At 42.0% G+C, this 12,823-nt stretch carries 12 protein-coding genes; 4 read left to right on the top strand and 8 right to left on the bottom strand.

Features of this window, described 5'->3' with window-relative positions; all coding sequences use genetic code 11:
• Window positions 1-70 precede the first annotated feature (70 nt).
• Window positions 71-163, bottom strand: coding sequence for a helix-turn-helix domain-containing protein (locus G511_RS24875; RefSeq protein WP_169565809.1), 93 nt, complete (start codon window positions 161-163; stop codon window positions 71-73).
• A gap of 113 nt (window positions 164-276) precedes the next feature.
• Between G511_RS24875 and G511_RS24260 the strand changes: the two genes are divergently transcribed.
• Entirely contained in the window at window positions 277-486 is a 210-nt protein-coding gene (locus tag G511_RS24260) for a DUF2798 domain-containing protein (RefSeq protein WP_084629163.1), read from the top strand.
• Between the two features lie 84 nt (window positions 487-570).
• Here G511_RS24260 and G511_RS0118825 read toward each other — a convergent pair whose 3' ends face one another.
• Window positions 571-906, bottom strand: coding sequence for a hypothetical protein (locus G511_RS0118825; protein WP_028471016.1), 336 nt, complete (start codon window positions 904-906; stop codon window positions 571-573).
• 283 nt (window positions 907-1,189) lie between these two features.
• On the opposite strand from G511_RS0118825, the gene G511_RS23430 reads away from it, so the two are divergent.
• Complete coding sequence (locus G511_RS23430; protein ID WP_051222255.1) at window positions 1,190-3,358, top strand: bifunctional diguanylate cyclase/phosphodiesterase; 2,169 nt, start codon at window positions 1,190-1,192, stop codon at window positions 3,356-3,358.
• Window positions 3,359-3,389: 31 nt separating this feature from the next.
• Here the strand turns inward: G511_RS23430 and G511_RS0118835 are convergent, their stop codons facing one another.
• Window positions 3,390-4,196: a sulfite exporter TauE/SafE family protein gene (locus G511_RS0118835; protein WP_245574158.1), complete on the bottom strand. Its 807-nt coding sequence runs from the start codon at window positions 4,194-4,196 to the stop codon at window positions 3,390-3,392.
• A gap of 89 nt (window positions 4,197-4,285) precedes the next feature.
• Here G511_RS0118835 and G511_RS0118840 point away from each other — a divergent pair, with 89 nt between their 5' ends.
• Window positions 4,286-5,068 carry an AraC family transcriptional regulator gene (locus G511_RS0118840; protein ID WP_028471018.1) on the top strand — a complete coding sequence of 261 codons (783 nt, stop codon included), beginning with the start codon at window positions 4,286-4,288 and terminating at the stop codon, window positions 5,066-5,068.
• Between the two features lie 12 nt (window positions 5,069-5,080).
• Here the strand turns inward: G511_RS0118840 and G511_RS23435 are convergent, their stop codons facing one another.
• Window positions 5,081-7,006, bottom strand: coding sequence for a putative bifunctional diguanylate cyclase/phosphodiesterase (locus G511_RS23435; RefSeq protein WP_211224937.1), 1,926 nt, complete (start codon window positions 7,004-7,006; stop codon window positions 5,081-5,083).
• Between the two features lie 367 nt (window positions 7,007-7,373).
• Here G511_RS23435 and G511_RS0118850 point away from each other — a divergent pair, with 367 nt between their 5' ends.
• The gene (locus G511_RS0118850) at window positions 7,374-9,278 is read left to right on the top strand and encodes a PhoX family protein (RefSeq protein WP_028471019.1); all 1,905 of its coding nucleotides are present in this window, start codon (window positions 7,374-7,376) and stop codon (window positions 9,276-9,278) included.
• A gap of 75 nt (window positions 9,279-9,353) precedes the next feature.
• Here the strand turns inward: G511_RS0118850 and G511_RS0118855 are convergent, their stop codons facing one another.
• From G511_RS0118855 to G511_RS0118870, 4 genes are all read right to left on the bottom strand, one after another.
• Window positions 9,354-9,980: a 3'-5' exonuclease gene (locus tag G511_RS0118855; RefSeq protein ID WP_245574160.1), complete on the bottom strand. Its 627-nt coding sequence runs from the start codon at window positions 9,978-9,980 to the stop codon at window positions 9,354-9,356.
• A 167-nt stretch (window positions 9,981-10,147) separates the two neighbouring features.
• Window positions 10,148-11,227 carry an extracellular catalytic domain type 2 short-chain-length polyhydroxyalkanoate depolymerase gene (locus G511_RS0118860; RefSeq protein ID WP_051222240.1) on the bottom strand — a complete coding sequence of 360 codons (1,080 nt, stop codon included), beginning with the start codon at window positions 11,225-11,227 and terminating at the stop codon, window positions 10,148-10,150.
• Window positions 11,228-11,294: 67 nt separating this feature from the next.
• Entirely contained in the window at window positions 11,295-12,137 is an 843-nt protein-coding gene (locus G511_RS0118865) for a tetrahydrofolate dehydrogenase/cyclohydrolase catalytic domain-containing protein (protein WP_028471022.1), read from the bottom strand.
• A gap of 75 nt (window positions 12,138-12,212) precedes the next feature.
• Window positions 12,213-12,815, bottom strand: coding sequence for a helix-turn-helix domain-containing protein (locus G511_RS0118870; RefSeq protein WP_028471023.1), 603 nt, complete (start codon window positions 12,813-12,815; stop codon window positions 12,213-12,215).
• Window positions 12,816-12,823 lie beyond the last annotated feature (8 nt).

A 12,823-nucleotide genomic window follows, 5' to 3' on the forward strand; every position in this document is an offset into this window, starting at 1 on the left:
TGCAAGCACTTTGCTTTGGCATTCAGTAAACGCCCGCCCAATTGTTGTTCAAGCTTTTGTAGCTTTCGTGTCATGGTCGCGCAGGAATATTCAATTGCTGAGCGGCGGCCACTAAGCCACGATGCTGAACAATATGCACAAATAAAGCGATGTCATCATACATGTCTTATTATTCCATATTTGGAATTTAACATTCGAAATATCAGCATATATTCCATAGTTGAAAACATCTAGGATACGTTTACTTTTTGATAATACCGCCAACGTGAGAGTAAAATGAAGCAAAGAATCATATTTGCCGTGCTAATGTCCTTCCTATTATCATTGTTAATGACCTGTTGGGTTACCTGGATTAACTTAGGATGGATTGAGAGCTTTTTCACCCAGTGGTTGCACGCCTTTTCACTTGCTTGGCCTGTAGCAGGACTTATTTCATTCTTTATTGGGCCTGAAATTTATAAAATATCGGAGAAGTTCTCTCAATAATGATATTTAACTGATGCTGTAAAGATTTACCGACCTTTCGCAGCCAACCTTTACAACACCACGATTCGATATAACAGCGCGGGCCTAATTTGTTAATACAGCAAGCATTTTATGTATATTTTTTGTGGTAATTGCCCCCATCAACTCAGGGTTTGCGAGTGCGTAAATATAGCCTTCATTTTTCTCGCAATTGATATCATCTCGACACTCAATAAAGTTGGCCCACTCCTCAAGATCATCTTCTGAGATACAACCAGAGATAAATTTTTGCAATACAGCCGCTAATATTGAATCTGATATCTCAACAAAATCATCGTTGTCATCGGTAAATACAAAACCAAATTTGGCTAATTCTGTAAACGCCTGCTCCCGATACTTACCAAATGTGATGATTTGCGTTAATGACTCAACTCTATTCATTCTCTATATCTCTGGTGTTATAAGGCTCACTGCATAGCCAATACAGATTAGTAGATCATAGAAGAAACTACATTAAGTTAATCATTATTAAAAACTCAGGATAAGTAGATATCCCAGAGCCATATTAACCTTTCATTTTCCATGGTTTTTCTTTTAAAAACATACATCTATATCAAAAAACTTCAACAGAAAACCGCCAATTCTTAAATTGGCTGCTATGCTAATTAAGTCGTCACTCAATAGTAAAATCGTTATCTACATTAAAAACACGGACTTAATATCAGTGCACATAACTAAAACAACAACGATTTGCATTGCAATATTTCTGCTCGTTTCAAGCTTAGGAGCCTATTGGAGCCAAGTAGGACAATCTCTTGATCGTAATGAGCAACGCTTTTATATGAGCGAGCTGGTCAATTCACAAGCTTCTGCCATCGAGCGCCGTTTAGCACGCTCACTATCCGCCACACGAATATTAGCGCAAGGGGTACGCCAACATCATGGCGTTATTGATCAATTTGAAACCTATGCTGAGGAAGTACTAAAAGCCGTTGGCGGTGTTTCTAATCTACAGTTAGCGCCTAATGGCGTTATTAGCCACATCCATCCAATAGCAGGTAATGAGAAAGCTATTGGTCATAATATTTTAAAAGATGACAATCGTCTTAAAGAGGCAATGCTTGCTATCAATGAGCGCCGTCTCACGCTCGCAGGGCCTTTTACATTAATTCAAGGCGGTGTTGCTGTTGTTGGACGAAACCCTGTTTACTTAGCAAGCGGTAAGGGTGAAAAATTCTGGGGGTTTACTTCAGCTCTTATTTACCTGGAAGACTTACTTGAGGTAACTGAATTGGACTCATTACAAGAGCGAGGTTATAGCTATCAACTACGCCGCCCAGACCCTGATACAGGTATAGCAGAAACCTTTGCCAGCTCAGTTAGCCCGCTAACTGAAGACTCCTACTCGGTATCTATTAATGTTCCTAATGCTACTTGGCAACTGGTTATTAGTCGAGCTGAAAAAATATCAAAATGGTATTCATCTATTGGTTACATTGTTAGCATTTTTACTGCACTACTAATTGCCTGGATTACTCGTTATATACTGCTGCAACCAGAAAAATTAAAAAAAGAAGTAAAAGAAAAAACTCAGGAGTTACAGCAACTTGCCTACTATGACCACCTCACAGGGCTCGCTAACCGCCGATACTTAAATGAGCAACTCAATATAGTGTTTAAAGAGTACAGCCGAAATCAAAAACCAGCTGTATTGATGTACCTTGATCTAGATGATTTTAAAAAAATAAATGACTCCATGGGCCACGGTGCTGGTGATGCGTTATTACAGCAAATTGCGATACGTTTAAAAGAGTGTGTGCGCTCCAGCGACCTCGTCACAAGACTAGGAGGTGACGAGTTCAGTATTTTACTTTTAGACACACACTCAACAAGAGACGTGAGCCGCATTGCCGAAAAGCTTATAGCAACCGTTGAGCAGCCAGTCACTTTAGAAGGTAAATCGTTTGCCGTCTCAACCTCTGTCGGCATCACTATGATCCCTGCCGATGGGCACGATGCAAACTCTATTCTTAGAAATGCAGACATGGCTATGTATGCAGCGAAAACAGCTGGCAAAAAAAGATTCAGTTTTTATGATCAATCACTACAAACTATCGCCATGGCTAAGCTACAACTAGAAGATGATCTAGCCATTGCCATTAAAGACCAACAGTTTGTTCTGCACTACCAACCGATTCTTACGCAACTAACCGATGAAGTGGATGGATATGAAGCACTAATACGCTGGAAACATCCTGAGCAAGGGTTGATGTACCCTGACAAGTTTATTGGTATCGCAGAAGAAACGGGAAAAATTATTGATATTGGTTATTGGGTCATTAAAGAGGTATGTAACCAAATAATGCTACGCACATCAAACCGACAACCCCACCATCGGTTTTCAATCAACTTGTCCCCAAAACAGTTTAAAGACTCTAACTTACTAGAAAACATCCGCCATATTATGCAAGAGACAGGTGTAGATGGACGATCATTGGAATTTGAAGTAACCGAGTCATCCATCATGGAAGATATCGAGCATACTAACAGCACTCTCTTACAACTTAAGAAAATGGGAGTATCCATCGCCATTGATGACTTCGGTACGGGATACTCCTCTTTCGCTTTATTAAAGCATCTTCCCGTGGATAAGCTGAAAATTGATAAAAGCTTCGTTACGGATTTAGAAACAGACATTAGTGATCAGAAAATTGTTCAGGGGCTAATCTCAATGGCACACAAACTACATTTAGAAGTAGTCGCTGAGGGCATAGAAACAGAAGAACAGCATCGACTACTCAAACAATATGAATGCGATCTTGGGCAGGGCTACTTATTTAGCAAGCCAGTTCCTATGGACCACCTACAAAACTTTGTATATAAGCCATTGTAAACCCTGCCCTAAACACATCTTTTATAAGGGCTTATAGGACAGAAACTAGCATTTTAATGCTCAAAATAAAGAGCAATAACCCAAAGATTTTCTTTAAGTTGGCGACAGGGATACGGTAAGCCAGCTTAACGCCCAATGGTGCAGTAAAAAAGCTGACAGCTGAAATAAGCAGGACGGCAGGCCAATAGATATAGCCAACAACAAAAGCTTCTTCATGAGTGCTTTCCCAACCGCTGATCAAATAGCCGATGGTACCTGCCATCGAAATGAAAAAACCAACGGCCGAAGATGAACCTATCGCCTGCTTGATATCGACATTGCGCCACACAAAATAAGGCACCATTAGTGAGCCGCCACCAATAGAAACCAATGACGATATACTCCCTATGCCCCCGCCAACAAAAAATAAACGAGCATTACTAGGTAACCCTTTATCAGATTTTGGCTTTTTATTTGAAAACATCTGGATCGAAACAAACAACATAAACGCAGCAAAAAACACTGCAAGAAATGCGGTACTAAGTAAGGATGCTACAAACGCTGCTGCAAATGCACCAAGCAGTACACCAGGCAGCATAGCTTTAACCACACTCCACAACACACCTCGTTTGGCATGATGTGATCGTAAACTCGATAAAGCTGTCACCACCATAGACGCCATCGATGTACCTAGGGCCAAGTGAACTACCATATCGTTACTAACGCCATGATAGATAAAAAGTGACGTTAGTACTGGCACCATAATTCCACCACCGCCAATGCCTAATAAGCCAGCCATAACACCAACAAATCCGCCCAGTAATAGAAAGGCTAATATCATTTCATACGCTAACATCATGATTCCATCTGTTGATCAAAAAACCTATTGTAGATACTTATTGAGAGTCTTATTATCTACAAACTGACAATTTATTAATAGAATATGACATGTTAAAAACCATTCCTCCCTCGGCATTGGGCCAGCAAGCATTACAGCGCCCTATTACTGTTTTAAACCGTAGCCTCTTAGGTAAGAGAGCGGTTAAAAAACACCAGCATGAGTGGGGACAACTAATCTATGCAACTCAAGGTATCTTGTCAGTTATTACTTCATCAGGGCGCTTTATCGTGCCTCCCGAACAAGCCGTTTGGGTACCTCCGCTAACTGACCATGAAATCATCACAGTGAACGATGTCACATTGGCCAGCTTTTATATTAGTGTCGATGAAATCTTACAATTACCGCAACACTGTACGGTGCTTAATATTTCACATCTGCTAAAAGCACTCATAAGTGAAGCAAGTACACTTTCACAAACTTATGACTGGTCAGGAAAAGATGGGCGCTTATTACGGCTTATCAGAGACTATCTCATCGAGGCTGATAATATCGCCTTGCAACTCCCCTACCCCAAGGATCCACGCTTAATCCAAATAACAATGCGCCTACAAGATGAGCCTTGTAATAACAACACACTAGAGGATTGGGGAAAGCAGATCGGTGCATCCTCACGAACGCTCACGCGGCTTTTCATTAAAGAAACAGGTTTATCGTACCGTGAGTGGAAACAACGCTTAAAACTGCAAATTGCGATAAGTATGTTAAGTGAGCAACATGAAATCAGTGCTATTTCTGATCACTTGGGTTACGAATCGGTTTCGGCTTTCACTTACATGTTTCGTAAAGAACTCGGCCTTGCACCCAGTTTTTACGCAGCTCAATACAAGTAGTTTCAAACCCAACTAAGGCAGTGTTTGAACACAGTTAACCGATAAATCAACAGCGTTATTTTGGCTGATAAAACTTATTAAGTCAGGCTTTTTCAAAGGATATGAAAGCAGGTAGCCTTGCACCCAATCACAATCAATTTCTTGTAAGTATTCTAACTGCATCTGGTTTTCTACACCTTTTGCGGCGATTCTAAGGTCGTAAAGTTTTCCAAGATTATTAACAATTTTTACCATCTTAGTTTTATCAGCATGCTCTGAAAAAAGCTCTTTCACAAAAGAGCTATCAATTTTTAAGCAATCAAGTGGGTAGTGATTGAGTTGGCCAAACGCCGTACTCCCTGTACCGAAATCATCTAGGGTAATGGACACACCTAGTGCTTTTATTTTCTCAAACGCTAATGCAATTTTTTCATCACTCAATAAAAGAGCTGTTTCGGAAATTTCTAACTCGACTGTTGAAGGGACCACTCGGTGCTTCTCTAATAATCCTTTAACTGCACGTGAAAACGACTCATTTTGAAGCTCAGCTCCAGATATATTGATGCAGACTTTGCCCGTAAAACCTTGTTTGTGTTGCAACTCAGCTAGGTTAGCTAAGCTATTATCAATGACCCACAAATCTAGCTCTTTTATTAAATTCGTTTTTTCAGCAACCGAAATAAACTGCTCAGGAGTAATACCTTCTTCTGCTAAATTCTGACATCGCAAAAGAGCCTCTATTCCCACAATTTCCAGTGTCCGGCAGCTAAATACCGGCATATATACTAGTGAAAGCTGGTTTTGCTCAAGCGCTATCTTTAATTGCTCTTCTATGTAGTTTCGTTCACGCAATAATTCTGCAATATCTTTTGTATAATACTCAAAACGATTCCGACCATTGCGTTTTGCTTCATACATCGCCAAATCAGCATGGTGTAGTAGTTCATCTGGCGTCGCTGCATCATCAGGGAAAGTGGCTATCCCAATACTGGCAAAAACTGAATGAGTGTTTTCAACTGTTTCAAAGCCATTTTCGAACAGCTTAAGTATGCGCTCGGCAACAACGGCACTACTTATAGGGCTACTAAGGTCGTTTAAAATCACGACAAACTCATCACCGCCTAAACGCGCAAGCTCATCAAATTTATCATCCATAATCATATCGGTTGGACGTACCGTTTCTTTTAGCAAATCGCTAAAGCTACGCAATAATATATCGCCAACCTCATGGCCGTAGTTATCATTCACTTGTTTGAAATTATCAAGATCAATGTACAACAGACCAACACGCTTATCTTCTTTGCCTGCACGACGTAGTAAACGCGTAAGGTTCGACTTAAAGTTTCTTCGATTAGGCAAACCCGTCAACGCATCGTAATACGCTAATTTACGAATATCTTCATCGTGCAATTGAATGATCATCTCATCCGCACGCTCTTTGGAGTGCAGCACAGACAAACAAATAAGACTCAACAGAAAGAGAGTCACTTCAAACCGAATTGACTCGCTAAAAGAATAGCTGGCCATTAATAATTCGGACATCGGAGTAAATAGCAACAAACTACTAATAAATATAAAACTACCGTAGAGAGTAACCGCAGGCCACAAGCGGTTTACAAAAAGACCGACGGCCAGGGTTGGGTAGATCCATAGTATACCGGTATTTTCGTGCCCACCCGTTACGAGGAGAGTTAGAGGAAGTAGGAATAGGTTAATATTTGACAGATTAACCGCTATTTCAATTCTATTAGTACGATACAACAGATAGACAACAACCGTACAAATCAGAGCGCAAACAAAAAGTATTCCTGCCAATACAATCGATTGATTTAGATAGCTTATCCAGCTAAAAACCAGCAAAAAAAACATACCTAGAAGCGCCTGAACCTTGCACAGCCGCAAACGGGTCGCGTATTGCACATCAAGCATTTCTTGCCGGCTTTTATTGTGGTAACTCACTCATTAACCTCCCTTTAATTAAACACCGGCATGAGCGCTTTTTCTCAGAATTAAAATATAAACAAGGCTCTACTGGACTAAAAAAATAGACAACAGAAGTAACAAAAGCCCTGTTAAAAAGTAGTAATAAAGTAGTAACGAACATCAATTTCGTCAAATTATGTCCACAACCGCGACTAAAAACACATAGGATACAGTGTAGTCGAAAAAAACTATTTCCTTAGCGAAATAGCAGAATAATCATACCGATACTGCAATCTTGTATCTGACTGTCATCTTTTGTTAACAAATGACGTTTAGCCTTCCGTCCATTAGCTTTCACCTACGCCATTTTGGCATTACCTTAAAAAGTAACTGGATATATGTAATGAACAAATTCAAACTTCAAGATGACAATGACAGCCTTAACGATGGTGATTCTGATTTTTCAAAAATAGTGGATAGCGGATTAAGCCGCCGCCGTTTCATGCAAGGAGGTGCCGCGGCAATGGGGCTTTTTCTTGCCGCCAACCCATTAGCACAAGCGATTGCAGCCGCCACTCAGCCAGCAAGCCTGTTATTAGGCTTTACTGCGTTACCTATCAGCACATCAGATGAGTTTATTGTTCCTAAGGGCTACATTGCTAAACCGCTTATATCTTGGGGCGACCCTATTTTAAAAGGCGCACCGGCTTTTGATGAATCCGGTACACAAGCCAGCACTGCACAAGCAGGGCAATTTGGTGACAACACCGATGGTATGAGCTTTTTTCCTCTTTCTGCCAACCGCGCACTATTAGCTGTTAATAACGAATACACTAATTACCTACTGTTATTTGCTCATCAGGGAAAAGAGCTTACTGCCGATGACGTAAAAAAGGCCCAGGCAGCACACGGCGTATCTGTCTTTGAAATTGAGCGTAAAGCCGACGGTCATTGGCATTATTTAACAGATTCAGCCTATAACCGCCGAATTACCGCAAATACAGAGATGGAAGTTACAGGTGTGGCTGCTGGACACCCTCTGCTACAGACCAATGCAGACCCTAGTGGTAAAAAAGTATTAGGCACATTTAACAACTGCGCTAACGGTGAAACACCTTGGGGCACATACCTAACGTGTGAAGAAAACTTTAACGGCTACTTTGCAGCACCTGGTACTGAGATGGACAAGCATCAAAAACGTTACGGTCTAAAAGCCGATAAGAATAAGTACCAGTGGTACAAGTTTGATCAACGTTTTGACATGTCTCAAGAGCCTAACGAGCCGCACCGCCATGGCTGGGTAGTAGAAATTGATCCTATGGACCCTACTTCCACACCAAAAAAACGTACTGCCTTAGGCCGTTTCAAGCATGAAAATGCTGCTGTGACTCTGGCGGATAATGGTCACGTTGTTGTCTATCTTGGTGACGATGAGCGCGGTGAGCATCTGTATAAATTTGTTTCTAAAAACCGTTACAACCCAGACAACAAAGCCGCTAACCGTGACCTATTAGAAGAAGGTACTCTTTTTGTTGCTCGCTTTGATGCACAAGATGGTGAATTGAAAGGTAATGGCGAGTGGCTAGAACTTACACACGGAAAAAATGGCCTCACATCCGAAAATGGCTTTTCTGATCAAGCTACCGTTCAAATCTATGCACGTGAAGCTGCAACCATCGTTGGCGCAACAACAATGGACCGCCCAGAATGGGTTGCCGTACACCCGAACAACCAGACGGTATGTTGCACCCTAACCAACAACAAAAACCGTGGTAAAAAAGACAACCAACCGGTTACCGGACCCAATCCACGTGCTGAAAACAAATACGGGCAAATTGTTCGCTGGAAGCCTGAAAATGCAGACCACACAAGCAACACATTCAACTGGGATCTGTTTTTAGTGGCAGGTAACCCAACAGTACACAGTGACCTATACGCAGGCAGTGCTAACATCACAGATGAAAACATGTTTAACAGCCCTGACGGCTTAGGCTTTGATAAAGCGGGTCGCTTATGGGTTCTTACTGATGGGAAGTACTCAAACGAAGGTGATTATGCAGGTATGGGTAATAACCAAATGCTATGTGCTGACCCTGACACCGGTGAAGTACGCCGCTTTGCGACAGGCCCTATCGCTTGTGAGATTACCGGCTTAACATTCTCGCCAGATCAGCGCAGCATGTTTGTTGGAGTACAGCATCCTGGTGAAAAGAACGCTCCCTCCCACTTCCCAGCTGGAGGCAACAGTAAGCCTCGTTCAACAATTATGGTAGTACAGCGCGAAGATGGAGGAGTCATCGGCGCTTAACCAACTCTAGGTTACAGGTCTTGTGCCCCTCTTTGAGGGGCTTTTTTGTCTGCGCTCTGTCTGTTTGCCGTTTTACTAAGCACGCTCAAGCAGTCGTTGAATTGAATGTTTCGGTGTTTTAGCAAGTGTTTGTAGCAATTTGAAAGGCGCTTCTGATATTGCATATTGCTCATGCATAACACCGAGCATAGAAAGCCACAGTTTAGTTGTCATTTCTGAGTCATATAATGCTCTATGAAAAGTACCTTCACTGGGGATATTGGCATGCTTAATTAATGTACCTAACTTATGATCAGGCGCATTTTGGTACAACCTACGTGCCACCAGCATCGAACACACAAACTGCCCAGTATACCCCCTTGAAATCATACCCAGCTCTGCATCTAAAAAACGTTTATCAAATGATGCATTATGAGCAACCAAATTATAACCATTGATAAAGTCAGCAAACTGATGCATCACTTCGCCACATGAAGGAGCATCTTTTAACATGCTATTTGTGATACCTGTATAGTCTTCAATAAAACTACTGACTCGCACTCCGGGGTTCATTAATGCCTGAAAACGCCCTGTTACCTCACCTTGCTCAATACGTACAGCACCAATTTCAATGGCTCTATCTCCCATATCAGGCGATAACCCTGTGGTCTCAAAATCCAATACAACAACGGTATCTGCATTAGGAATAATTACCCTTTCCAATATCCACTCCTTTATAAAGAGGCTCTATTTAAGCCAGCAGTTCAAATCAAAATGAGCCACCTACAAGCACATTCACATCATTATACGATGAGAGCAAAAACTGGGTTAGGTGCTGCACCTATATCAGCCCGCTACTTGCAGGCTGATGTAACCTCAAACTTAATAACTCACTTTATATCTTCAACCGGGCTTATCAAACGCTCTATCATCTGATTAATCGCCTGCATTTGCGGTGCTGTTTTATACGCATAATCAAATGGCGGTAAATTGTTACTGGTATACCCCCAGAAATCCCAACAACCACGTGGGTTAACCGGATTAACATGTGACGCTTTCACCTGCGGGTACAAGACAATTATATTATTACTATCCGCCACTTCCATATATCCGGTTTGCTCAATATACGTGGTATTTATAGCCGATACTCCCTGTCGACACCCATGTAATGCCACGTGTACACGACATTGCTGCGTTTTGCATGACTGTGGAATATACACGTAAGCATCATCATCCATACTCGTTATATCAGATTCAATAAATGCTCTCTGGTTAAATCGTAGTAAATCTCCTTCAGTAATCGCTACAGGCTCATTGAGCTCCCCATAAATATGCTCAAGAATTTTTTGAGCTTGGGGAATATTGCAATTATTTATATAGGGAGTCTGAGTGACATTACAAGCTGAGTCTTCTGCATCGTTTGTAATAAAAGCATGGCCCGCATCAACAGATTTATTATAAATAATTTGATTATTACTAAGCCCAATTGATCGATAAAAATCAGATGTAGAATCCACTACTTTTGTGACAACGGTTTTATCACTTTGGCCAGAAAAGATATAGACCTTGTCGTCCATAAGGTTAGCTGGAGCATCTATTAATTCTGCTGCACCTGACTCTTTTGCTAAGTTAGCCAGTTCATCCCCGTCAGGAAAAAACGCCGAGGGACAAATAAACCAGGTGTACTTACAAGGATCCATGCAGGTAGTAAGAGCATTACTCAGTGGCGACATAAAAGAAAAAGTCGACGCACAGTTCCACGGCCCTCCAGCTACGAAGCCTGCTCCAACAAGTTTTTCTGAATATGCAATATGAAACTGTGCCGCCATATAAGCGCCCGAAGACAAACCAGAAACCGAGGTTTGATCAGCCAGCGCATTCATAGCAGGTAATCTTGCCTCTATTGCATGGGCATGGGTTGTTAGTAGGATTAAAAAACCGGCAAGAATGAGCGGTATTCGAGCTAACATGAGGATGAACTCCAGCATCAAATAATTAATTACGCTGGAGTTTACCTTAGCTCTTGGATTATAAATATTACAGATAGGTCAATTGAGCGGCTTCAAGCGTCTGACTGATGAGTGCATTAATAGTCATAGGACCAACGCCTCCCGGCACCGGCGTAATGGCTGAAACCCGTGTTTCTAAACCTTGCTTTTCAATATCTCCGATACCACCGGCATGGTAACCCGCATCAATAACCACAGCACCATCTTTTATCCATTGAGCTTTTATAAGCTCAGGCTGTCCTACAGCGCCGATAACAATATCAGCTTGTTGCACTTGCTGTTCCAAATCAACTGTGCGGGAATGGCATACAGTAACCGTAGCATTTGCATTTAACAGCATCGCCGCCATCGGCTTGCCTAAAATAGGGCTTCGTCCAACCACTACAGCATGCTTACCTTCCATCTGCACATCATAATGCGTTAACAAGGTCATGATTCCTGCTGGAGTGGCCGATCCAAAAGCTTTCTCCCCCATCGCCATACGACCAAACCCTTGCGTGGTGACGCCATCAACATCTTTTTCAAGTGAAATAGCATCAAAACAAACACGCTCATCGATCTGAACAGGCACAGGATGCTGAAGTAAAATACCATTGACCTCAGGGTCATTATTTAAGCGCGCAATCTCTGCTAGTAACTCTTCAGTCGTGGTCTTCGTTGGTAAGATAATACTTTTCGAACCCAACCCCACTCGCTCGCAAGCATTGATCTTCATTTGTACATAAGTTGCTGAAGAAGGATCATCACCCACAAGAATTGTCGCTAATGCGGGTTTATAGCCCCTTTGAGCAATTAACTGATCCACCGCTACTTTTAACTGCTGCTCGCGGTTTTTAGCTAAAACTTTTCCATCCAACACCTGTGCAGACATCTAAAAACGCTCCTAAATTAACAAACTGATATAGAACTAATGGCCTAACTTATATAAACGATAAGCAGTTCACACTTAATAGCTGGCACCTGCGAGGGTCCAAATAACCACAGCATCTTCATCCGAAGAGGAGTTCAACACCCAATGCGGCTCATCCCCTGTTAAAGAAAAGCTATCACCTGCCTTTAACTGAAAAACTTTGTTACCAATACCCAGCTCAAGTGATCCTGACTGTATAAAACCTGCTTCTTCACCCTTTCGCTCTCTTGACTCTCGACTACCAGCACCAGGAGAAAAACTTGTTAAGATCATCTGCAACTGGCCGCTCAACCGAGGAGAGAGCAACTCCTCACGTATACCTGTTCCCGAGAAATTAAGGCTACGTCGGGCATCATGACGAACAATATGGTTGCGCTCATCAAGTGGTGGATGCTGGTCGGTATGAAAAAACCAGCTGATCTGCACGCCTAAAACTTCACTAATTGCTTGCAGCACAGGAATAGGCAAAGAAGAAACACCCCGCTCAACCTGACTGACATAGCCAACTGAGCGTTTAATCTTTTCTGCCATAGCAATCAGAGTGATGCCCTTCGCTTTGCGTAAATCACGTATCTGACTTCCAATACGCAGGTTTTCACTTTCAGCAGTATCTTTACTTGGCTGGTGTTGCTGGTTCATGCATTACC

It is taken from the genome of Neptunomonas japonica DSM 18939, from assembly GCF_000422765.1.
GTDB classification, from domain to species: Bacteria; Pseudomonadota; Gammaproteobacteria; order Pseudomonadales; family Balneatricaceae; genus Neptunomonas; species Neptunomonas japonica.